Source organism: Acinetobacter sp. 24-47-47, assembly GCF_057737035.1.
Genome location: NZ_CM173216.1, coordinates 2,084,756 through 2,109,001, shown reverse-complemented (window position 1 = coordinate 2,109,001; position 24,246 = coordinate 2,084,756). Strand labels below are relative to the sequence as shown.

At 39.0% G+C, this 24,246-nt stretch carries 19 protein-coding genes; 15 read left to right on the top strand and 4 right to left on the bottom strand.

Annotation, left to right across the window (positions count from 1 at the left end):
• Positions 1 to 314 precede the first annotated feature (314 nt).
• Positions 315 to 803, bottom strand: coding sequence for a hypothetical protein (locus AC1M9E_RS09850; RefSeq protein WP_488224740.1), 489 nt, complete (start codon positions 801 to 803; stop codon positions 315 to 317).
• Between the two features lie 282 nt (positions 804 to 1,085).
• On the opposite strand from AC1M9E_RS09850, the gene AC1M9E_RS09845 reads away from it, so the two are divergent.
• From AC1M9E_RS09845 to AC1M9E_RS09835, 3 genes are read left to right on the top strand one after another with little or no spacing between them, the layout of a single operon-like run.
• On the top strand, positions 1,086 to 2,039 hold the full coding sequence (locus AC1M9E_RS09845) for a metal-dependent hydrolase (protein ID WP_488224739.1): 954 nt from the start codon (positions 1,086 to 1,088) through the stop codon (positions 2,037 to 2,039).
• Positions 2,040 to 2,054: 15 nt separating this feature from the next.
• Positions 2,055 to 2,900: an SDR family NAD(P)-dependent oxidoreductase gene (locus AC1M9E_RS09840; protein ID WP_488224738.1), complete on the top strand. Its 846-nt coding sequence runs from the start codon at positions 2,055 to 2,057 to the stop codon at positions 2,898 to 2,900.
• Positions 2,901 to 2,915: 15 nt separating this feature from the next.
• Complete coding sequence (locus AC1M9E_RS09835) at positions 2,916 to 4,493, top strand: flavin-containing monooxygenase (RefSeq protein ID WP_488224737.1); 1,578 nt, start codon at positions 2,916 to 2,918, stop codon at positions 4,491 to 4,493.
• A 157-nt stretch (positions 4,494 to 4,650) separates the two neighbouring features.
• On the opposite strand, the gene gltA is transcribed toward AC1M9E_RS09835, so the two are convergent.
• A complete protein-coding gene (gene gltA / locus AC1M9E_RS09830) occupies positions 4,651 to 5,925 on the bottom strand; it encodes a citrate synthase (RefSeq protein ID WP_035269948.1) in 1,275 nt (424 codons plus the stop codon).
• A gap of 1,041 nt (positions 5,926 to 6,966) precedes the next feature.
• Between gltA and sdhC the strand changes: the two genes are divergently transcribed.
• The 10 genes from sdhC (at position 6,967) to AC1M9E_RS09780 (ending at position 19,445) form a co-directional block, all read left to right on the top strand.
• Positions 6,967 to 7,365, top strand: a complete 399-nt coding sequence (sdhC, locus tag AC1M9E_RS09825; RefSeq protein WP_179997761.1) for a succinate dehydrogenase, cytochrome b556 subunit — start codon at positions 6,967 to 6,969, stop codon at positions 7,363 to 7,365.
• Positions 7,365 to 7,730, top strand: coding sequence for a succinate dehydrogenase, hydrophobic membrane anchor protein (gene sdhD / locus AC1M9E_RS09820; protein WP_035268511.1), 366 nt, complete (start codon positions 7,365 to 7,367; stop codon positions 7,728 to 7,730). Before sdhC ends, sdhD begins: the two co-directional genes overlap by 1 nt.
• 12 nt (positions 7,731 to 7,742) lie before the next feature.
• Positions 7,743 to 9,641: a succinate dehydrogenase flavoprotein subunit gene (gene sdhA, locus AC1M9E_RS09815; RefSeq protein ID WP_035268510.1), complete on the top strand. Its 1,899-nt coding sequence runs from the start codon at positions 7,743 to 7,745 to the stop codon at positions 9,639 to 9,641.
• A gap of 14 nt (positions 9,642 to 9,655) precedes the next feature.
• Positions 9,656 to 10,366: a succinate dehydrogenase iron-sulfur subunit gene (locus tag AC1M9E_RS09810; RefSeq protein ID WP_035268507.1), complete on the top strand. Its 711-nt coding sequence runs from the start codon at positions 9,656 to 9,658 to the stop codon at positions 10,364 to 10,366.
• Positions 10,367 to 11,105: 739 nt separating this feature from the next.
• Positions 11,106 to 13,928 carry a 2-oxoglutarate dehydrogenase E1 component gene (locus AC1M9E_RS09805; protein WP_481591793.1) on the top strand — a complete coding sequence of 941 codons (2,823 nt, stop codon included), beginning with the start codon at positions 11,106 to 11,108 and terminating at the stop codon, positions 13,926 to 13,928.
• 17 nt (positions 13,929 to 13,945) lie between these two features.
• On the top strand, positions 13,946 to 15,157 hold the full coding sequence (odhB, locus tag AC1M9E_RS09800) for a 2-oxoglutarate dehydrogenase complex dihydrolipoyllysine-residue succinyltransferase (RefSeq protein WP_092766828.1): 1,212 nt from the start codon (positions 13,946 to 13,948) through the stop codon (positions 15,155 to 15,157).
• A 60-nt stretch (positions 15,158 to 15,217) separates the two neighbouring features.
• On the top strand, positions 15,218 to 16,651 hold the full coding sequence (gene lpdA / locus AC1M9E_RS09795; protein ID WP_035268502.1) for a dihydrolipoyl dehydrogenase: 1,434 nt from the start codon (positions 15,218 to 15,220) through the stop codon (positions 16,649 to 16,651).
• A 167-nt stretch (positions 16,652 to 16,818) separates the two neighbouring features.
• Complete coding sequence (sucC, locus tag AC1M9E_RS09790) at positions 16,819 to 17,985, top strand: ADP-forming succinate--CoA ligase subunit beta (protein ID WP_481593074.1); 1,167 nt, start codon at positions 16,819 to 16,821, stop codon at positions 17,983 to 17,985.
• Between the two features lie 12 nt (positions 17,986 to 17,997).
• Positions 17,998 to 18,888 (top strand): succinate--CoA ligase subunit alpha, encoded by an 891-nt coding sequence (sucD, locus tag AC1M9E_RS09785; protein ID WP_035268498.1) that lies wholly within the window; start codon positions 17,998 to 18,000, stop codon positions 18,886 to 18,888.
• 77 nt (positions 18,889 to 18,965) lie between these two features.
• On the top strand, positions 18,966 to 19,445 hold the full coding sequence (locus AC1M9E_RS09780) for a hypothetical protein (RefSeq protein ID WP_488224736.1): 480 nt from the start codon (positions 18,966 to 18,968) through the stop codon (positions 19,443 to 19,445).
• A gap of 4 nt (positions 19,446 to 19,449) precedes the next feature.
• Here AC1M9E_RS09780 and rsmD read toward each other — a convergent pair whose 3' ends face one another.
• Both rsmD and mrdA read right to left on the bottom strand, forming a co-directional pair.
• Positions 19,450 to 20,001, bottom strand: a complete 552-nt coding sequence (gene rsmD / locus AC1M9E_RS09775) for a 16S rRNA (guanine(966)-N(2))-methyltransferase RsmD (RefSeq protein ID WP_035268497.1) — start codon at positions 19,999 to 20,001, stop codon at positions 19,450 to 19,452.
• Complete coding sequence (gene mrdA / locus AC1M9E_RS09770; protein ID WP_488224735.1) at positions 20,002 to 22,047, bottom strand: penicillin-binding protein 2; 2,046 nt, start codon at positions 22,045 to 22,047, stop codon at positions 20,002 to 20,004.
• A 236-nt stretch (positions 22,048 to 22,283) separates the two neighbouring features.
• Here mrdA and AC1M9E_RS09765 point away from each other — a divergent pair, with 236 nt between their 5' ends.
• Complete coding sequence (locus AC1M9E_RS09765) at positions 22,284 to 22,799, top strand: hypothetical protein (protein WP_035268492.1); 516 nt, start codon at positions 22,284 to 22,286, stop codon at positions 22,797 to 22,799.
• A gap of 64 nt (positions 22,800 to 22,863) precedes the next feature.
• Entirely contained in the window at positions 22,864 to 24,180 is a 1,317-nt protein-coding gene (locus tag AC1M9E_RS09760) for a DUF445 domain-containing protein (protein WP_035268489.1), read from the top strand.
• The last annotated feature ends 66 nt before the right edge of the window (positions 24,181 to 24,246 follow it).

Here is a 24,246-nt window from a genome sequence, read left to right as displayed (position 1 = left end):
ATATACAGCACGTGCTGATTTTATTGGAGTAATTATTCAGCTGTGTGTATGTGATATTACATAACTGCCAAATGGCTCAAATTTACATCATTAAAACATGATAAAAGATCTTATTTCTTGCACAGCAAAAACTACGATTCATATGTATTCTATCTAAAATAAAAGTAGATACTAGCTTTTGCCATTGTTTGTACATAAAAAATTAAATCGTAATGGATTTGCGACACAGTAAATCAGATGTCAAAGCTGATATGGTGTTTCTGATTCACAAATCAATAGCTTGAATAAAAAATATTCTTTTAATTTTACAATTTTTATTGATTAAAAATAATATTCGGAATCTTATTCAAAAATATATCTCTAGCTATATCGCCTTGTTGTTCAATGTTGTAGTCATTGAAATTTTTTTTAGGGTCAAATTTATAGGCATAAGGATTATACTTTTTGAAGGAAATAAAATACGCACTTTGCAGAAAAGCGCCTTTGAGCAAAACATTTTGTCCTTGTTGGTGTTGTAAAATATGAGTCATCTCGTGAATGAAAATTCCTTGATAGATTTTATTTTCTTTCGAATAGTCAGTTTTGAAATGTTTGTTACGAATATGCAAATAGCCCTTTGGTGCCATAAATACCGCTGAGGGTTGCCACGGTAGAAACGGATGATTCATGATTTTCACCCTGTCATAATCTATAAGATCACCAAAGACACTTTGGCTCAACGTGATTTCACCTTGGGTGAGTGATCTACATCTAAAAGCGTCAAATTTTATCCATTTTAAAATAAGTGGCATCCACAATATCATACTTATTTCTTAATCTACTTAAAGTTTATGTGACATTCAAAATATCACTATTTGGAATCATTACTTGTTAAAAATGGTGTTGACCTTTAATGATAATGAAATGGTATTTACTGATTAAAACTTAATAATTTTGTTAGACAATCTTGATGAATGAGCAATTATGCCATCTCTAAAGATTTATTATGCAAATGGCTATTTCGTCTTTTTATCTTAATTTTTTAGAAACGTCGAAGAATTCACATTATTTGAATTTATTCACTGAGATAAAAGAGAAGGTTCGCCATGTTATTAACTCAGCCACTAAAAAAAATTTCTAAATTTCTAAACGGTTCTAAATTTGATCCTGAGAATCAATCAAAAGCTATTCCAATTCGTCATATGAAATTTGATTTTGATCATCAAAAGATTGATCCAAAATTTTATTTGAATGCGGAATTAGCAAGTGCTTACTTTGCCTCACTTTCAATTTTTTTAACCTATGGTGAGGATCTCGTTATTGATACAGCACGTTATCATCGTGACTTTATTCATGATCCATTACTCAAGCAAAGAGTGACAGCGCTGATTGGGCAAGAAGCTTTACATTCTAAACTTCATGAAGAATTAAATGACGCTTTTTTAAAGGCAGATTTGCCTGTCAAATTGTTTAGATTTCTGGCGCATCACGTTTTTGAATATGGTTTTAATCGGTTGCCTCAGCCAATGAAATTATCGCTTATGGCTGGGATTGAGCATTTTACCGCAGTGCTTGCTGAATACATGATGAATCATGAGCATATTTTCTTCGAATCTCAAGATGAGAAACAACGCGCAATTTGGATGTGGCATATGCTTGAGGAATCAGAGCATAAAGATATTGCATATGACGTGTTCCAACTTCTTTCAAGTAACTATGCATTAAGAATAGCAGGCTTTTTCCCAGCGCTTATTACGATTTTAGTGCTGATTTCTGCTGCATCATTAATTGTGCCATTTTATCGTAAGCCATCAAATCTAATCAGTTTAAGTTATTACAAAGATATGTACCGAAGTGTAGGTTTGATTTTTGGTCTAAAAGATGGTGTTTATGGCAGTTCGCTCAAACATATTTTCGAATATCTCAAACCAGACTTCCATCCGAATGATCATGATACATCAGCGTTTTTAGAGTACTACAAAGAACGTTTATTAAATCCAGTGGATGGTATTTTAACACCATACTTTACGAAGGAATTCATCCCTGCTTTAAAGGTATAAGAATAAGGATAGTTCATGCTTTTTTTTAAGAATAAAATTAAACCGAGCCATCAGGCTTATGCTGTGGTAACGGGTGCTGGAAGTGGTATTGGACGCAGTTTTGCATTGGAAATTGCAAAACGTGGTGGTCAAGTGGTGTGTGCTGATATTAATTTAGCTGCAGCTGAAGAAACTGTTCAGCTGATTTCTCAGACCACAGGGCAAAAAGCATTTGCTGAATCCTGCGATGTGGGAAAAAAGGAAGATGTTGAGCGATTGGCGAATCAAGCAGAAAACCTTTTTAATCATCCTGTGACACTTGTTATTAATAATGCTGGCGTGGGGTTAGGTGGTAAGTTTGATGAGATAACACTAGAAGATTGGCAATGGTGTATGCATGTCAACTTATGGGGCGTGATTCATGGTTGCCACTTTTTTGTACCGAAGTTTAAACAACAAGGTTATGGGGCAATTATTAATGTTGCTTCAGCAGCAGGATTTACAGCTGCACCTGAAATGACAGCTTATAATGTGACGAAATCTAGTGTACTTGCATTATCTGAAACGTTATCTGCAGAACTACATCAAGATAATATCCGTGTGAATGTGCTTTGCCCAACTTTAGTACCTACTAATATTATGAAGAATGGGCGATTACCTTCCAATTACTCGGGTTTAGCGGATGATTTATTGCAGAATCATTCATTTGTCACAAGCGATCAAGTTGCACAAAAAACCTTAAACAATTTAGATAAAGGCATTCTTTATACGATTCCACAACCAGACGCGAAATTATTTTGGTTGATGAAGCGTGCTTCACCGACCTTATATGCCAAAATGTTAGGTGTAGGTTATCCATGGTTTAAGCGTTTTGTAAAATAATAGAGAGATAAAAGAATGACACTCGATAACGAATTAGAGAGCAATGCAGATTTAAAAATTCAAACTGCTGATCAATCTGAAAAAGCAGAAGTAAAAGTAAAGAAAAAAAATAACGCAGATAAAGAACTTAAAGTCGAACAATTACAAAAGGTGTATGACACGATTGTTGTTGGTGCAGGTATTTCCGGTATCGCTGCGGCATATAAAATGAATCAGGCAGGATATCGCGACTACATTGTGCTGGAAAAAGCGAACCGAGTTGGTGGTACATGGCGCGATAATAATTATCCAGGATGTGGATGTGATGTTCCTTCAGCCTTATATTCTTTTTCCTTTTCGCCAAGTCACAAATGGAGTCATTTGTTTGCCAAGCAGCCAGAAATCTTAAGTTATCTTGAGGAAGTGGTTGAGAAGCATCAACTGACTGAAAAAATCCAATTTAATCATGAATTAAAAACAGCACGTTGGGATAACGAGAAGGCGCAGTGGTCGTTAGAAACTTCTCAAGGAAAGTATCTAGCAAAAACGGTAATCTTTACAACGGGACCGATTACTGAGCCATCATTTCCAAAAATTAAGGGCATAGAAAGTTTCAAGGGGGAAATGTTTCACTCTGCAAGATGGAATCATGAGTACGATCTGAAAGGTAAACGTATTGCTGTTATTGGTACAGGTGCTTCAGCGATTCAATTTATTCCTCAGGTTCAGCCATTAGCGAAAGAACTCTTTGTGTTTCAGCGTACAGCACCTTGGGTGTTGCCAAAAGCTGATATGAATTTGAATGATCAAGCGAAATCACTGATCCAGAAATTTCCCGTTATTCAATCCACTTGGCGGAGCAGTATTGCCCAAATTTTAAATGGCATTAACTTTGGTTTGCGTAATCCGAAAGTGCTGAAGCCTGTGAATTTCTTAAGCAAACAATTATTGAAGTTGCAAATTCAAGATGATGAATTAAGAAAAAAAGTCACACCAAATTTTGATATTGGCTGTAAACGTCTTTTATTTGCCAACAATTACTATCCAGCATTGCAACAAGATAATGTGAAACTAATCAATGAGGGGTTGGTTGAGATTGATGGGAATACGGTCGTTGCGGCCAATGGTGAGCGTCATGAAGTAGATGTCATCATTTGGGGTACGGGTTTTGAGGTATCGCATCCGCCAATTGGTAAACGCATTTACGATATGGATGGGAAGCTCTTAGCAGATCGCTGGAAAAATAGTTCACCAGAAGCTTATTTAGGTGCAAGTATTACCAATGTACCAAATGCATTTTTGGTGCTAGGACCAAATATTCTGGTTTATGACTCATTTATTGGTATTGCTGAAGCTCAATTAGATTATATTCTTGATGGCCTACTAAAGATCAAAAAGCAAAATATTAACAAGCTTGTGATTAAAGACGACGTTGTTAAGCGACATAATCAATTGGTTCAAAAGCATCTTAAAACCACTGTATTTAATGCAGGGGGCTGTAAGAGTTACTATTTGGATGAAAATGGTCGTAATTTTGCAGCATGGCCATGGTCTCTTGCAAAATTAAAACAGCAGTTAAGCTCATTAAATTTGGATGATTATTCACAACACTGATCAAAAAAGCCTGATTTAATCAGGCTTTTTTTTGTTTGTAGATATTCTAGATATACGAGGTTTCTATTTCATCAGGGCTGAAAACAATATTTTGTTGTTAATCAGATAATAAAAAACCACCCAAAGGGTGGTTTTTTGACTGTCGACGCAGTTCGAATTAACGAACGATATCGCGTTGAACTTCGCCAGTGTAAAGTTGACGAGGACGTCCAATCTTGTATGGGCCGCTGTGCATTTCTAACCAGTGGCTGATCCAACCAACAGTACGTGCAAGTGCGAAGATTACAGTGAACATTTCTGTTGGGATACCAATCGCTTTAAGGATGATACCTGAATAGAAGTCAACGTTTGGATAAAGGTTACGCTTGATGAAGTATTCATCAGAAAGTGCGATACGCTCCAATTCCATTGCTAAAGCTAACTGTGGATCATTGATACCTAAAGCACCAAGAACTTCATCACAAGTTTCTTTCATTACTTTAGCACGTGGATCGAAGTTTTTATAAACACGGTGACCGAAGCCCATAAGTTTAACTTCTTTAGTCTTCACTTTTTCCATGAAGCCAGCAACGTTTTCTACAGAGCCGATTTCATCAAGCATCTTAAGAACAGCTTCGTTTGCACCACCGTGAGCAGGGCCCCAAAGTGCAGAGATACCAGCAGCGATACATGCATACGGATTAGCACCAGTAGAACCAGCTAAACGTACTGTAGACGTAGAAGCATTTTGTTCATGGTCAGCATGAAGCGTGAAGATACGATCCATTGCTTTTGCAAGAATAGGGTTAACTTTGTAATCACGATCTGCTGGAGTAGCAAACATCATGTACAAGAAGTTTTCTGCATAGCTTAAGTCATTACGTGGGTAAACGAATGGTTGACCAACAGTATACTTGTAGCTCCACGCAGCAAGGGTAGGAATTTTAGCAATCAAACGGATCGCAGTAATTTCACGGTGATCAACATTTTCGATATCAAGGTTGTTGTGATAGAACGCTGATAACGCACCAACAACACCAACCATAATCGCCATAGGGTGTGCATCACGGCGGAAACCGTTATAGAAGCGGCTAACTTGATCGTGAACCATGGTGTGGTTACGAACTTTAGCGTCAAACTCTTCTTTTTGCTCAGCTGTAGGAAGCTCACCATTTAATAATAAGTAGCAAGTTTCTAAATAATCAGCTTTAGTAGCTAGTTGGTCGATTGGATAACCACGGTGTAATAGAACACCTTTATTACCATCGATAAATGTGATTTTAGACTCGCAAGACGCTGTAGCCATAAAACCAGGATCAAAAGTGAAGTGACCTGCGGCCAATACATCTTTAACGTCGATTACATCTGGGCCCAATGTGCCGCTGTAAATTGGTAATTCAATTTCTTTGCCATCAAGCTGTAATACGGCTTTTTTGCCAGTTGCTTCAGACATTCAATAGATCTCCTGTCCTGGTGAATGTTTTATCTAACCCGAAATAATCTGTTGTAATCCGTGAGTTAGACGGTTTCAAAATTTGCTCTAAGCTTAGTGAGTAGTCAAAAATTGTCAATTATACTTATGGATAAAAATGACGACCTAAAGTGACTGGTTCTAAACTCAGTTAATCAGTAGGAATTTATCTGCTTTTCACTAGCGCCGCCGTATAATAAGACAATTTCAACGGTAGTGGCATAAAAAAAAAGACAAAAACGTGCATATTTTGATGATTTAAACCAAGTAATGCTTGATTATTAATACCTTTTATCAATATGTTAAAGGTTGTGAAAAGCGATTGTTTATAGAATTTGTCAGTTTTTTTAAGATGATAGACTGAATAAATACACCAAAAATGACAATGAAATATTTTTTTTCACTTTATTTACTAATTGATTAAAAAGTGTCTAATTTATAATGTTTCATTACATTTTAAGTGGTGAGCTCAACATTAGAAAATGAAGTTTATTTTGTAATTAATTTATAAGTGCATATGATTTTTATCCTTTTTTACATTTGAAATTACTCAATTCAATTAGATAAAAAAACAATGACCATGTGAGCAATATTTATTTTTCTAATTAGTTTTAAAAGTACAAATTATTTGAGATTTAATTTTCTTTAAGTTTTTGAAAAATAAAATAAATATTATATTTCTTAAAAAAATATATTTTTGTAGTGAGTTGTGCTTTAGTCTAATTAAGACAAATCGAACATTTGAGTTCAGTAACACTAAATTAAAATAAATTGATATAAATATTAATGGCTTAGTGTTTGTATTTAAATAGAGAGATGACTTAACTGTAAGAAAGTAGATGTAAATGATTCTTATTTAAAAATATTTTATGGTTGACGCCTGCTTCGTAGGTTTGTAATTTGAAATTGCACGTTTTATAATTCCGTGTCGTATAAAGGTTTAGACAATTTATTTGTCTAACAAATGCCAGCTTTCCTTCGAATTAATTCCAACAAACTCCGGATGGAGTTTTTAACTACAGGATGCCCGCTGTGAAAAGCAACAGACCTGTCAATTTGTCCATGGGTCAAGTTTTAGACGTAAACTTAAAATCCCCTGTGGCTATTGCATCTATTTTACACCGTCTTTCAGGTGTCATCGTATTTTTACTCGTACCAGTTCTTTTATGGATCTTAGACAAATCATTGTCTTCTCCTGAGGGCTTTGCACAAGTTCAAGCTATTTTTGATAGCTTTATCGTGCGCTTCATCGTATGGGTATTTGTCGCTGGCTTAATCTACCACTTCATCGCAGGTATCAAGCATTTGCTTGCTGATATGGGTATCGCTGAAGAGTTACAAAGTGGTCGTGTAGCAGCAACAATCGCATTAATTTTATCTGCAATTGGTATCGTTGCATCATTTGTATGGATCGTACTCTAATGAAAAGTGCTACTGGTTTAACGGGTTCAGGTTCTCGCGATTGGTTTATCCAGCGTGTAAGTGCTGTAGTTTTAGCTGTTTATACTGTTGTGGTGTTTGGTTGGATCCTTTGTAATGGTGGTTTCAACTTCGAACAGTGGTACGGCTTTATGATGACATTACCGATGAAGATTTTATCTTTATTGGCAGTCTTATCTCTTGTTGCACACGCATGGATTGGTATGTGGCAAGTATTCACTGACTATGTGACGACTCGTCAAATGGGTCCATCAGCATCAGGTTTACGCCTTGTACTGACTTCAGCAGTTATTATTGCTGTATTTGCATATGCGATCTGGGCAATCCAGATTTTTTGGGCGAATTGATAGGAAACAATCATGGGCGCTATAAACCCTAAAGAAGATTATACAAATATTCCACACGAAACTTTCGATGCTGTCATCGTTGGTGGTGGTGGTTCTGGTATGCGTGCTTCTTACCAACTTGCTCAAGCTGGTTTGAAAGTTGCGGTATTGACTAAAGTATTCCCAACGCGTTCTCACACTGTAGCTGCACAGGGTGGTATTGGTGCTTCTCTTGGTAACATGCAAGAAGATAACTGGCACTACCATTTCTATGACACAGTAAAAGGTTCTGACTGGTTAGGTGACCAAGACGCAATTGAGTTTATGACTCGTGAAGCGCCACAAGTTGTATATGAACTTGAACATCTAGGTATGCCATTTGATCGTAACGCTGACGGCACAATTTACCAACGTCCATTCGGTGGTCACTCTGCGAACTATGGTGAAAAAGCAGTTCCTCGTGCTTGTGCTGCTGCCGACCGTACAGGTCACGCACTTCTTCACACGCTTTATCAAAGCAACGTGAAAATGGGTACACAATTCTTCGTAGAATGGATCGCGCTTGATTTGATCCGTAATGAAGCAGGTGATGTACTTGGTGTTACAGCAATTGACCAAGAAACAGGTAAAATTGCAGTATTCCAAGCGAAAGCAACATTGTTCGCAACGGGTGGTGCTGGTCGTGTTTACCGCGCATCTACAAACGCATATATCAACACTGGTGATGGTCTTGGTATGGCTGCTCGTGCAGGTATTCCATTACAAGATATGGAATTCTGGCAATTCCACCCAACGGGTGTTGCAGGCGCAGGCGTATTGTTAACTGAAGGTTGTCGTGGTGAAGGTGCAATCCTTCGTAACAAAGACGGCGAACCGTTTATGGAGCGTTATGCTCCAACTTTGAAAGACTTGGCACCACGTGACTTCGTATCACGTTCTATGGACCAAGAGATCAAAGAAGGCCGTGGTTGTGGTCCTAAAGGTGATTATATCCTTCTTGATATGACGCACTTGGGTGCTGATACGATCATGAAACGTCTTCCATCTGTATTTGAGATTGGTAAGAAGTTCGCGAACGTTGACATCACAAAAGAGCCAATTCCTGTTGTACCAACAATCCATTACCAAATGGGTGGTATTCCAACTAACATTCATGGTCAAGTTGTTGTTCCTGAATCGCGTGAAACTACTCCGCTAGAAGCACATTACGACAAAGACAGCGATACTTATTCTACCAATGCTGCGGATCGCAATTTCACTAAACCAGTGAAAGGTTTCTATGCGATTGGCGAATGTTCATGTGTGTCTGTACATGGTGCTAACCGTTTAGGTACAAACTCATTGCTTGACTTAGTTGTATTTGGTAAAGCTGCTGGCGAACATATCATTGACTATGTGACTAAGCATCACGGTGATGAATATGCGCCGCTTCCAACAACTGTGCTTCAGCAAACTGTCGAGCGTATCCGTCGCTTAGATGAGTCAACTTCTGGTGAGAATGCGCAAGAAGTTGCTGATGCAATTCGCGATATCGTTCAAGATCATGCAGGTGTATTCCGTACAACTGAACTTCTTGAAAAAGGTGTGAAAGAGATTCTGGCACTTGAGCCTCGTATCCGTAATATCCACTTAAAAGACAAATCAAAAGTATTTAATACTGCGCGTATTGAAGCACTTGAAGTGGAAAACTTATACGAAGTTGCAAAAGCAACCTTAATCTCTGCTGCTGCACGTAAAGAATGTCGTGGTGCGCATACTGTTGTAGATTTTGAAGAATCTCCAGATCATCCAGCATATCCTTACGGCCGTCGTGATGATGAGTGGATGAAGCATACTTTATGGTTCTCTGCTGATAACCGTCTTGAGTACAAGCCAGTACGTTACAAGCCTTTATCAGTTGATGCTATTCCACCTAAACCACGTACATTCTAATTGGGAGAAGTAAGATGAGTAGAGGTACTCGTACATTTAATATCTACCGCTACGATCCTGATAAGGATAAAGCACCGTACATGCAAACATTCAAGCTTGAGTTGACTGATAAGCACCGTATGTTGCTTGATGCGCTACTTGCATTGAAAGTTCAAGACGAAACTTTAACGTTCCGTCGTTCATGCCGTGAAGGTATTTGTGGTTCAGATGGTGTAAACATCAATGGTAAAAATGGTTTAGCGTGTCTTTGGAACCTAAACGATTTGCCAGAAGTAATTACTATTCGTCCATTACCAGGTCTTCCAGTAATCAAAGACTTGGTTGTAGACATGAATCAGTTCTATGATCAGTATGACAAAATTCAACCGTTCTTGATTAATAATCAACCTGCACCACCTAAAGAGCGTTTACAATCTCCAGAAGAGCGTGAGCATCTTGATGGTTTGTATGAATGTATTCTTTGTGCATGTTGTTCAACGTCTTGCCCATCATTCTGGTGGAACCCTGATAAATTCTTGGGTCCTTCAGCATTGTTGAATGCATATCGTTTCATTATTGATTCGCGTGATACTGCTACTCAAGACCGTTTGGCTCGTTTAGACGATCCTTTCAGTTTATTCCGTTGTAAAGGTATCATGAACTGTGTATCAGTATGCCCTAAAGGTCTAAATCCAACAAAAGCGATTGGTCACATTCGTAGCATGTTGTTAGATCAAGCTGGATAATGCTGTTCCAAAAAAAAGCACACTTAGGTGTGCTTTTTTTTTAATCAAAACTTGATGTTAAATTTAGTTTTCGAGATATTTTGGTTGAAGTGGTTAGATTTGCCCCAATCATAAAAAAATATGCACTTTAGGGATAAATGAAAACGTTTTGCATCTGCAAATATCTTTTTAAAATGTTAAGATATCGGTTTTATGATCCAAGTTGCATGTATTTAAATCTATAATTTTAGGCTTTAGTCTAATAATTATGAATTTTAATAGAATTTATCTAAATGCACCTTATATTATCTCAATGGTTTATAGTTGTATTTAGCTAATTTATGAATGGTATGTGTCAATAAAATCAGTTTGAAGTGAAGTTCATGGTAGGATTTGAACAAAATTTTTAGCATGAATATTATTCAATCTGTACATTAAATCAACATTTTGGTGGTTTGGTGTTAAGCTGAAAGCAGGGATAATGAAATTGAAAAGTTGCTTTAGAAAAGACTAATATTTTTATTTTTTTCTAAGTCAATTTGCAAAAATTGCTCGGTAATTTTATCGAGTATAAAGATGAGTGATGATGCCAATGAGGGCGTTATGATTCGTCATTGGTATTAGAAACTCTCTAATGCTATACGCCCCATGGTCTTTTGTACCAGATGGGTGAATGTCAATTTACCGATTTGGCATTATCAATCATGGGCGAGCTTAGAAAGCTCCCTGTAATGTTTTGCAATAGGAAATGGGTCCACAAATGCAAGAAGTTGCTGACGCATTGCGTCTTGACACTGAACTTTCCGCTGACAGTGCAGCGTATATTGAAGAACTTTATGAGCAGTATTTAGTTGCTCCAGAATCAGTCGGTGCTGATTGGCAAGAATACTTTGGTAAGTTCCCAAAAGGGGATCAACCACACAGCAATGTACGTGAGCAATTCCTTTTATTGGGTCGTAACTCAAACCGTATTCAGCCTGTCGTTCAAAGTTCAGTTAGTTCTGAGCACGAGCGTCGTCAGATTGGCGTATTACAATTAATCGCTGCATACCGTAACCGCGGTCATCAAAAAGCAAAATTAGATCCATTAGGTTTGGCAAAACGAGAAGAAGTGCCTGATCTTGATCTAGCGGCTCATGGTTTAACCAAATCTGACTTAGATACTGTATTCAATACAGGTAATCTTGCAATTGGCAAAACTGAAGCAACTTTAGGTGAAATGGTCAATGCGATGGAGGCGACGTATTGCGCTTCTATTGGTGTTGAATATATGCACATTGTTGACACTAAAGAGAAACGTTGGATTCAACAACGTCTTGAAGGTGTGAAAGGTCAATTTGGTTTTTCAGCAGAACAAAAGAAACATGTTCTTGAACGTTTAACTGCAGCTGAAGGCTTAGAGAAATACTTAGGCAATAAGTATGTTGGTGCTAAGCGCTTTGGTGTGGAAGGCGGTGAATCTTTCATTCCGATGGTTGATGCTGTTATTCAACGCGCAGGTTCTGTGGGATGTAAAGAAGTTGTGATCGGTATGCCACACCGTGGTCGTCTCAACTTGCTTGTCAATATCATGGGTAAAAACCCAGCAGATCTTTTCGGTGAATTTGAAGGTAAATCACTTCACAAGAAAGGTTCTGGTGACGTTAAGTATCACCAAGGTTTCTCGTCAAACGTAATGACTCCAGGTGGCGAAGTTCATTTGGCATTGGCATTTAACCCATCACACTTAGAAATCGTAGGGCCTGTAGTTGAAGGTTCAGTACGTGCTCGTCAAGTTCGTCGTAAAGACATTGGTGGTGATGATGTATTACCAGTAATCGTACATGGTGATGCTGCATTTGCTGGTCAAGGTGTGAACCAAGAAACCTTCCAAATGTCACAAACACGTGGTTATACGGTAGGTGGTACAGTTCATATTGTTGTCAATAACCAAGTTGGTTTTACAACATCAGATCCACGTGATGCACGTTCTACTGAATACTGTACTGATATCGCGAAAATGATTCAGGCACCAATCTTCCATGTGAATGGTGATGATCCTGAAGCTGTATTGTTTGTTGCTCAACTTGCACATGATTTCCGTCATACTTTCCGTAAAGACGTTGTTATCGATATGTTCTGTTACCGTCGTCGCGGTCACAATGAAGCAGATGAGCCAGCAGCAACTCAGCCAATGATGTATCAAGTCATTAATAAGAAAACGACGACTCGTGCATTATATGCTGACAAATTAGTACAAGAAGGTGTAATTGATCGTGCGACTGCAGATCAGATGATCGAAGATTACCGTGCTGATTTAGAAGCAGGTAAACATGTTGCTAATGCACTTGTACTTGAACCGAATAAAAAAATGTTCGTTGACTGGACGCCATACTTAGGTCACGAATACACTGACGTTTGGGATACTACTTTCCCTGAAGAGCGTTTAAAAGAACTTGGTCGCAAAATGCGTGAGCTTCCTGAAGGCTTCGTGATGCAGCGTCAAGTTTCTAAGGTGATCGATGATCGTCTTAAAATGCAAACTGGTGAAATGCCATTGAACTGGGGTGCAGCTGAGACTCTAGCTTATGCTTCGTTATTGGACGAGGGTTATCTTGTTCGTTTAACTGGTGAAGATGTTGGTCGTGGTACATTCTCGCATCGTCATGCGAAGCTTCATAACCAAGTAGACGGTTCGACGTATATTCCACTTTGCCATATTAAAGAAAATCAACCGCGTACAGCGATTTATGACTCATTATTGTCTGAAATGGCAGTATTGGCATTCGAATATGGTTATGCAACAACTCTACCTAAGAGCTTAATTATTTGGGAAGCACAATTTGGTGACTTCGCGAACTGTGCTCAAGTTGTTATTGACCAATTCATTGCTTCTGGTGAGACAAAGTGGGAGCGCGTTTGTGGTTTAACGATGCTTCTTCCACATGGTTTTGAAGGTCAAGGCCCAGAACACTCATCTGCACGTTTAGAGCGTTTCTTACAGCTATGTGCTGAAGAAAACATGCAAGTGATGACGCCTACAACTCCTGCACAGATTTTCCATGCTTTACGTCGTCAGGCGATTCGCCCAATTCGTAAACCAATGATTATCATGTCTCCAAAGTCATTATTACGTCACAAATTAGCGGTATCTAATCTTGATGAATTGGCGAACGGAACTTTCCAAACTGTGATTGATGAAGTTGATAACATTAATAAGTTGGATGTGACTCGTGTAGTGCTTTGCGGTGGTAAGGTTTATTACGATTTACTTGAAAAACGTCGTGAAAATGAATTGAACAACACTGCTATTGTTCGTGTTGAACAATTGTACCCATATCCAGAAGCACGTTTAGCGGAAGTACTTGCACAATATCCAAATATGAAAGAGCTTGTTTGGGCGCAAGAAGAACCGAAGAACCAAGGCGCATGGTTATTCATCGCACCACGTTTATACGAAGGTGTTATGAAGTCAGGTCAAAAAATTCAAATCAGCTATGCAGGACGTGAAGCATCTGCTGCACCGGCTTGTGGCTCACCATATTTACATGCAAAACAACAAGCACAACTCGTTAACGAAGCGCTTGCGATCGTAGCAGAATAATCAGGAGAATCTTAAGAATGGCAACCGAAATTAAAGCACCGGTATTCCCAGAGTCAGTTGCAGACGGAACAATTGCAACTTGGCACAAACAACCAGGTGAAGCGGTATCACGTGATGAAGTGATCTGTGATATCGAAACGGATAAAGTTGTACTTGAAGTTGTTGCTCCTGCAGATGGTACGATTGCAAATATCATTAAAGGCGAAGGCGACACAGTTCTTTCTGATGAAGTAATTGCTACATTTGAAGCAGGTGCTGTTTCTGGTGCTTCTCAAACTCAAGCTGTTCAATCTGAAGAGAAAGTTGAACAAGCTGCGGCTGCTACAGAAGCGGGTGCTGCTCCGGTTGTTGAACGTGCTCAAGCTCCTGTTCAAGACCAAGCTCCAGCTGTTCGTAAGGCATTAACTGAAACTGGTATCAATGCATCAGAAGTTTCAGGTACAGGTCGTGGTGGCCGTATCACTAAAGAAGATGTGGCGAATCACCAATCTAAACCTGCTGCTGCACCATTAAGCGTAGCTGTAGGTGAGCGTATTGAAAAACGTGTTCCTATGACACGTCTTCGTAAGCGTGTGGCTGAGCGTTTACTTGCTGCAACGCAAGAAACAGCAATGTTAACGACGTTCAACGAAGTCAACATGAAGCCAATCATGGACATGCGCGCTCAGTACAAAGATGCTTTTGAAAAGCGTCATGGTGCTCGTTTAGGCTTTATGTCATTCTTTGTTAAAGCTGCAACTGAAGCACTTAAACGCTACCCAGCTGTAAATGCTTCAATTGATGGTGATGATATCGTTTATCACGGTTACTATGACATCGGTGTAGCGGTATCTTCTGACCGTGGTTTAGTAGTTCCAGTATTACGTGATACTGATCGCATGAACTATGCTGAAGTAGAAAATGGTATTCGTGATTACGCATTCAAAGCACGTGATGGTAAGCTCGGCATTGAAGATATGACAGGTGGTACATTCACGATCACTAATGGTGGTACTTTCGGTTCATTGCTTTCAACACCAATTTTAAATACGCCACAAACTGCAATTTTGGGTATGCATAAAATCCAAGAGCGTCCAATGGCGGTAAATGGTCAAGTTGAAATCTTACCAATGATGTATTTAGCGCTTTCTTATGACCACCGTTTAATTGATGGTAAAGAAGCAGTAGGTTTCCTTGTAACAATCAAAGAATTGTTAGAAGAACCAGCTAAACTTATCCTTGATCTTTAATTCTAAAAAATAAATCCATGGGCTTAGAGCGATCCTCTAGGCCCATTTTTGGAGAGAAGAATGTCTCAACAATTTGATTTAGTAGTAATCGGCGGTGGTCCAGGTGGTTATGAAGCTGCTATTCGTGCAGCACAACTGGGTTTCAAAGTTGCATGTATTGAAAAGCGTATTCATAAAGGAAAACCATCTTTAGGTGGTACTTGCTTGAACGTGGGTTGTATCCCATCTAAAGCACTTTTAGACTCTTCACATCGTTATGAAGATACTGTTCATCATTTAGATGATCATGGTATTACAACGGGCGAAGTGAAATTCGATCTTCAAAAGTTACTTGCTCGTAAAGATAAAATCGTCAACCAACTTACAATGGGTATCGATGGCCTATTGAAAGGTAACGGTATTGAATGGTTGCAGGGTACAGGTAAATTATTAGCTGGTAAAAAAGTTGAGTTTGTTCCACATGAAGGTGAAACTCAAATTTTAGAACCTAAATATGTCATTCTTGCCTCTGGTTCTGTTCCTGTAAATATTCCTGTTGCTCCTGTAGATCAAGATCTTATCGTTGATTCTACCGGTGCGCTTGAATTCCAAGAAGTACCTAAACGTTTAGGTGTAATTGGTGCAGGTGTCATTGGTCTTGAACTAGGATCAGTATGGCGTCGTTTGGGTGCAGAGGTTGTTGTTTTTGAAGCAATGGATGCATTTTTACCAATGGCTGATAAAGCTTTGGCTAAAGATTACCAAAAAGTATTAACGAAGCAAGGTCTTGATATTCGTGTTGGCGCAAAAGTAGCTGGTACAGAAATCAATGGTCGTGAAGTGACAGTTAAGTACACTCAAGGTGGCGAAGACAAAACTCAGACTTTCGACAAATTGATCGTTTGCGTGGGTCGTAAAGCGTATGCAGAAGGTTTATTAGCAGAAGATTCTGGCATTAAACTTACTGAACGTGGTTTGGTTGAAGTAAATGATTGGTGTGCAACTTCTGTTGAAGGTGTATATGCAATTGGTGACTTAGTACGTGGTCCAATGCTTGCACATAAAGCAATGGAAGAAGGCGTAATGGCTGTTGAACGTATTCATGGTCACGCAGCTCAAGTGAACTATGACACGATTATTTCTGTGATCTATACACACCCTGAAGCGGCGTGGGTTGGTTTAACAGAAGAACAAGCGAAAGAAAAAGGTCACGAAGTTAAAACAGGTCAATTTGGTTTCGCAGCGAATGGTCGTGCGATGGCAGCAGGAGAAAACGCTGGTTTCGTGAAATTTGTTGCTGACGCTAAAACGGATCGTTTGCTTGGTATGCACGTGATTGGACCTGCTGCGTCTGATATCGTTCACCAAGGTATGATCGCACTTGAATTTGTATCAAGCGTTGAAGATCTTCAATTAATGACATTTGGTCACCCAACATTCTCTGAAGTAGTTCATGAAGCTGCGCTAGCAGTAGATGGGCGAGCAATTCACGCGATTCAGCGTAAACGTAAATAACACAAAAAAGAGCGGCTGAGGCCGCTCTTTTTGCATTTGGTGGTTGTTTTTGTTTGAATAATCATCTAAAACTAGAATACTAAATTTAATAAATGCCAATATTTATTGCGAAGGAAGTTTAAATATTGGTGTGTCATAAAAAGTGAAAAGTAGTAAAAGGTAAAACAATGAATTTACACGAGTATCAGGCGAAATCGCTGTTAAAAAAATATGGTATGCCAGTTCAGGAAGGCATCATCGCTACAAATGCAGAGGAAGCAGTAAAAGCATTTGAACAGCTAGGCGGCAAATTCGCTGTTATGAAAGCACAAGTACATGCCGGTGGGCGTGGAAAAGCTGGCGGCGTTAAAGTCGTTAAGTCAGCTGATGAAGCAAAAGAATATGCTTCGCAAATTATTGGTACTCGTTTAGTTACATATCAAACGGATGCAAATGGGCAACCAGTTAACAGTGTACTCGTTGCAGAAGATGTCTATCCAGTTGAGCGTGAATTGTATTTAGGCGCAGTTGTTGATCGTTCATCACGTCGTATTACTTTCATGGCTTCTACTGAAGGTGGTGTCGAAATTGAAAAAGTCGCTGAAGAAACTCCAGAAAAAATTATTAAAGTTGAAGTAGATCCATTGGTTGGCTTACTTCCTTTCCAAGCTCGTGAAGTCGCTTTTGCTTTAGAGCTGAAAGATAAACAGATTAATCAATTTGTTAAAATTATGTCTGCAGCTTATCAAGCGTTCGTAGAAAATGATTTCGCATTGTTTGAAATTAATCCATTGTCAGTCCGTGAAAATGGTGAAATTTTGTGTGTTGATGCCAAGGTCGGTATTGATTCGAATGCTTTATATCGTTTGCCAGAAGTTTCAGTTTTAAGAGATAAATCGCAAGAAAATGAGCGTGAGCTCAAGGCATCTGAGTTTGACCTTAACTATGTTGCTTTAGAAGGTAATATTGGTTGTATGGTGAATGGAGCAGGTCTTGCAATGGCAACCATGGACATCATTAAACTCTATGGTGGTCAACCAGCAAACTTCTTGGATGTAGGTGGTGGCGCAACCAAAGAGCGTGTAATTGAAGCATTCAAGATCATTTTAGCGGATCAGTCAGTACAAGGTGTGCTGATCAATATCTTCGGTGGTATTGTGCGTTGTGACATGATTGCTGAAGCAATTATTGCAGCGGTTCAAGAAGTAAATGTAACAGTGCCTGTTGTTGTTCGCTTAGAAGGGAATAATGCAGAACTAGGTGCAAAATTACTTGATGAATCTGGTCTTAAACTAATTTCTGCAAACGGCTTATCTGATGCCGCAGAAAAAATTGTTGCTGCAGTAAAAGCATAAGGAGTATCAATCATGAGCGTATTAATTAATAAAGACACTAAAGTATTGGTACAAGGCTTTACGGGTAAAAATGGTACATTCCACTCAGAACAAGCTTTGGCTTATGGTACTAAGGTTGTGGGCGGTGTGACTCCAGGTAAAGGCGGTCAAACTCATTTAAATCTACCTGTATTCAATACAATGAAAGATGCAGTGAAAGAGACTGGTGCTGATGCATCGGTCATTTACGTTCCTGCACCATTTGTATTGGATTCTATCGTTGAAGCAGTTGACTCTGGCGTTGGACTGATTGTTGTTATCACTGAAGGTGTACCAACCATTGATATGCTGAAAGCGAAACGCTATCTAGAAACCAATGGAAATGGCACTCGCTTAGTGGGTCCAAACTGTCCAGGTGTTATCACGCCGGGTGAATGTAAGATTGGTATTATGCCAGGACATATTCATCAGCCAGGACGAATCGGTATTATTTCGCGTTCTGGTACGTTGACCTATGAAGCTGTTGCACAAACTACGAAGTTAGGATTAGGTCAATCAACGTGTATCGGTATTGGTGGAGATCCAATCCCTGGTATGAATCAGATTGATGCTTTGAAACTGTTCCAAGATGATCCAGACACAGATGCAATTATTATGATTGGCGAGATTGGTGGTACAGCTGAAGAAGAAGCAGCAGAATATATCCAATCAAATGTGACCAAACCTGTTGTTGGTTATATTGCTGGTGTGACTGCACCGAAAGGTAAGCGAATGGGTCATGCTGGTGCTATTATTTCAGGTGGTAAAGGAACGGCAGAAGAAAAATTCGCTGCGTTTGAACGTGCTGGAATGGCATATACACGTAGCCCAGCTGAACTTGGTTCAACGATGCTAGAAGTACTTAAAGAAAAAGGTCTAGCTTAATGCTTTAAGTAAAAAAGCCTCCTGAGTGGAGGCTTTTTTTCATAAATAATAATAAGATATAGAAACGTAAAATTAATATGATTCAAAATTTAAAACTTTATTTACAAGCTTTGATGATTTTTTCTATTTCTGCCGTTCACGCGAATTCCTTGGATCATGATGAAAATACGAATGATCAAAATCTCATTTTTAATTTTTTTGAAGCTCAGCAAGAACTTCACTATGAGCCTGCCATAGAAGATTTAAATAGTGAACAGACCAAGATTGCAGAATTAAATGATAAAGAATATTCGAGATTTGATGTATTGACGCATTCAATTTTTCAATCCGAACGTATTCAATTTTTTAATTTCACGGCTTTTGATCGGAATGAATTGAAGAATAAACTTGATACAGGTCATTTTGACTTATCAAATCTGGAACAATTAAGCATTACGTTTGGATATGGTGTTGAGTATTTGCTGAAACAGAATCAAACGATAGGGTACGAGTTTTTATCCTCGTTTCCCTACGATCGAGGCAGATTGATTCGGATTTTTTGGAATCAGACATTTTAAATGTCTAATCTATTTTTCGATAAAGGCCTGATTTAACTGTTCCAGCTTTGGTTTCTTTTATGAGGTGCCATGAAGAAGGTAGATTAAGTGATGACAATGGTTGATCGGCTTCGACATAAATAAATGCATCTGCTTTGAGTTTTGGGTCAATCAATGAAGCCAACTCCTCCCAAAGATTTAAACTATAGGGAGGATCTAAAAAAACTACATCGAATTGATTGTTTGAGAGTTGTTTTAGCGCGATTTGGGCAGTGCTTTGAATCAGTTTTGCATTATTCACATTTAAAAGCGCTAAGTTTGATTTTAAAAATTTATTTTGCTCTAAATTAGGTTCGATCATCGTGACATGAGCTGCCCCTCGAGATAGCGCTTCAAAACCTAATGCACCAGATCCAGCGCAAACATCTAGCACCTGCGCTTGTTGAATATCCCACATTAACCAATTAAATAAAGTTTCGCGTACACGATCTGGTGTTGGTCTTAAACCCTCAATAGTGGCAAAAGGTAATACACGGCGTTTCCATTCACCACCAATGATGCGGAGTTGATTTTTCATTTATTGACTCGTGTTACGTTGAGTGTCAGTGTTTGCATTCGTTGCATTCGTTGCATTCGTTGCACTGTTGCTGTTACGTGATGTTTGGAGTTCACGAGGAAGTGCATTTGGATCGGCTGACAAATTAGTAGATCCGCTAGGTAATTCACCAGGCTTAATGCCTGCTGTCATTAAGCCGCCGCTGACAATATGATTCATCGGCTTTATTGGCTTACGATCACGATGGAGTAACCAATAATCTAATACAGGACGTGCGAGCGCGGTTGCTCCTGAACCTCCACGACCATTTTCCCATATCACTGCAATCGCTATTTCTGGGTTGTCGGCAGGGGCGAAGCCTACAAATAAGCCGTGATCGAGTTGACGTTCAGTTAATAAAGCTTCGTTATACTTTTTACCTTGCGCAATACTCTTGACCTGAGCGGTACCTGTTTTACCCGCAATTTGATATTGCAGTCCACCACGAATCCCTTTACCTGTTCCAGATTGGATCACATCCACCATGGCATCACGCATCTTAATCCAATCTTCATCAGTACCATTGAAGGCAATTTTATAATCTGGTGCATTGTGGACTTTGAATTGCTTTGTTCCTTTGGTTTCACGCAATACATGCGGTGTAACATGGGCGCCATGATTTGCGGTAATTGCAGTTGCCATCGCGAGTTGTAAAGGGGTAGAAGTGAATGCACCTTGCCCAATACTGACTGAGATTGTTTCACCTTTGAGCCATTTAGAATTGCGAGTACGCATTTTCCATTCTGGCGAAGGATACAAGCCTGTGCTTTCGCTAGGAAGGTCTACACCCGTTTTCTCACCAAATCCAAACTGACGCATCCATGTGTTCATACGATCAATCCCCATCTGGTAAGAAAGAACGTAATAGTAAGTATCACAAGAGACAACAATGGATTTATGCATATTGACTACACCATGCCCCGTTTTTTTCCAGTCGCGGAATTTGTGAGAGTCTCCTGGTAAGTGGAAATAACCTGGATCTGAAATAGCAGTTGACCAATCGACAATACCGTAGTGAATACCCCCTAATGCAGCCATAGGCTTAATGGTAGAACCTGGTGGATAGGTCCCTTGAACTGCGCGGTTATACAACGGCTGATCTAAATTGTCACGCAGTGCACTATAGTCTGTATGACTGATACCAGTCACGAATAAATTGGGGTTGAAACTCGGACTCGAAACTAGTGCCAAAATTTCACCTGTACGTGGATCCATTGCAACAATTGCACCACGACGCCCCGCAAGTTGCTCAGCAGCTACTGTTTGGAGACCATAATCAAGTGATAAATAGAGGTCATTACCGCGTACAGAATCTTTACGCCCTAACTTCCGTAAGACATTACCAAATGCATCTGTCTCAATAGATTCAAAGCCAGGTGAACCATGCAACAGGTCTTCGTAAAATTTTTCTACGCCAATTTTACCGATCAGGTTTGTGCCTGCGTAAGCATCTTTATCAATGCTTTTAAGTTCTTTATCATTAATACGACCGACATACCCAATAACATGGGCAAATAATTCACCATGTGGGTAATAACGCGTCATTTGGGTTTCAATGGAAACACCAGGAAATTTAAACTTTACTTCGCTAAATTTAGCGATATCTGTTTCAGTTAAGTTTAGTTTAAGCGTTACACGTTCAGTCTTTTTTGCGGTTTTTACACGACTCATGAAGCGTTCAATGTCTTCTTCGCTCAAGTCAATAATCTTTCTAAGGCGTTCTACCGTGTCTTCAATATCAGGCACATCCGCTTTACTTAATGTAGCCGTAAAAACTGGATAATTGTCAGCCAGTAGAATGCCGTTACGATCAAAAATATAACCGCGGGCAGGGGAAATCGGTTGTAAACGAATTCGGTTTTTGTCCGATGCATCTTTAAACTGGTCGTAATGCACAATTTGCAAATAAGCATATCGAGACAATAGAACAAGTAAAAAAAATATTACCACGCAAATAGCAAACACCACTCGACTACGAAAAATTCGCTTTTCTTGTTGTACATTCTTCAGTGGGAACTGCTGCTTCATAGATCTTTACTTTTTTGCGGGTAAAAGCTGACTTTATATCAAAGTATTTTAACTCAGATTGACTATAAAATTTGTAAAATTAATAAATAGTTCGTATGTTATAAAAATTAAAATTTGACCAAATAGACACTAATTTTAAAGCTTGTTGTATATAAGAACGAAAATTATTCTGTTAAAGTCGAATCACTATGGATGAATAATAATATTGTTCTCAGTTTGAGAAAATGGAGAAAATAATGAGAAAAATCGTTTCCTTTGCTGTCATGATGTGGGTAGGGAATTTAGCATACGCAGATTTTTCATCGTTTTATCCTGAAGCAAAATTGAAACCAGAACAATTTTCTAAAATAAATGTGGGTGCTGGTGTTACACAACGGTTAGCGCATGGGAATTTAGAATACGTCACTCCATACGGTATTGGATACGGAAAGCTTGGCGCTTTCTTAAATGACGACCACGATGTGGGTGCTCAAGTCGGTTTTCGTTACCCAATAATTCTCGGAACTAAGGACTTAAATGGATTTTATTTAGGTGCATTTGCTGGTCATCTAAAATCAAAAACAGTCAATGGTGAAAAGGAATCTCAACTCGGTGGTGGTATAGATTTATCTTATGTCATGCTGAATAAAGAAAGAATTAGTACATTTAGTGTAGGGATAAAAGCAGGAGAGGAAATCACGCAAGGAAACCAAGTGATTTTTGAAACTAAACCAGAACTACAGTTTGCTTACACCTTAAGTGTAGGATTTTAGAAAGCTTTATGGTTTTATACCTCAAGTTCGACTGCAATTAGATATATGAATATGAGAGTCATGAATGTTTGGATATGTGAGTGATTTGTGGCAAGCCTTCGTCAATCGACCTGATTTTTATGCAGTACTGAGTATTATCCCAGTAACCGCATTTGTGACTTGGGCTCACGTCTGGATGGCACTCAAGATGGTGTTTTATCCAATTAAGTTTTGGGGTTTTCACTTAGGTCCGCTTCCGGTGGGATGGCAAGGAATTGTTCCACGTAAGGCAGGACGTATATCGGGTATTATTACCGACAATACACTATCAAAACTTGGCTCCTTACGAGAGTTCTTAGATGCGATGGATCCCGAGGATACTGCTCGTATCATTGGTGAACAGGTTGGCTTTGAGTTAGAGCACTTAATTGATGAAGTGATGATGGATCGCAATGCGGTTCTATGGGAAAACTTACCTTACTCAATCAAGAGACGTATTTATGCGCAAGCACATAAGCAACTTCCAAATGTTTTGAAAGAGCTCGTAACCGAATTAACTTTAAATGTTGAGTCGCTCGTGGATATGCGTGCGATGGTAGTGAGTCAAATGGAAGGCGACCGTCAATTGATGGTCAATATGTTCCTAAAAGTGGGTCAAAAAGAAATTAACTTCATTTGGCATATCAGTGCATTAATCGGTATGTTCTTCGGTATCTTCCAAATGATCGTTTGGTTTGTGGTGCCTTGGCATTGGACTGTACCATTCTGGGCAGCAATTTGGGGCTTTTTAACAAATTGGATTGCAATTTGGATGGTATTTAATCCAGTTGAACCACACTATATACGTTATCCACAATTCTTTGAATTAACGAAAGATCGTAAATTCCCTTGGATAAAACCTGTCATTCCACGCATTGGTTCTTATAATATTCAAGGTGCGTTTATGAAGCGCCAAGAAGAAGTATCTGATGTATTTGCCCGTGTAGTGACTGAAGATTTGATTACATTGAAATCTATTATGATGGAAATGATGTATGGTGGAAAAAAAGACAAAACACGCCGTATTGTTAAACGTCATATCAATGAAATCATGGAAACACCATTGGTTCGTACATCATTACAGCTATCTTTAGGTCCAAAAGAGTATGCAAAACTCAAGACAGACTTGATCGATCGCTCAATTGAAATTACGATGGTGCCTGTATGCGACCCAGCTTTTAATGCGAGCCGCGCACAGAAAATCTATCAAATGTTTAAAGAACGTATCCGTGAATTAACCCCGCGCGAGTTTCAAAATCTATTACGTCCTGCATTCCAGGAAGACGAATGGATCTTAATTGTGCTAGGTGGGGTAACAGGTTTCTTCGCGGGTCTGATTCATTTATTTGTGGCTTTCTTATAAATAGATGCTGGATTGGTGCCTACCAAAGACATTAACCAAGTATCGTCGATATAGTTAAAATGAGGA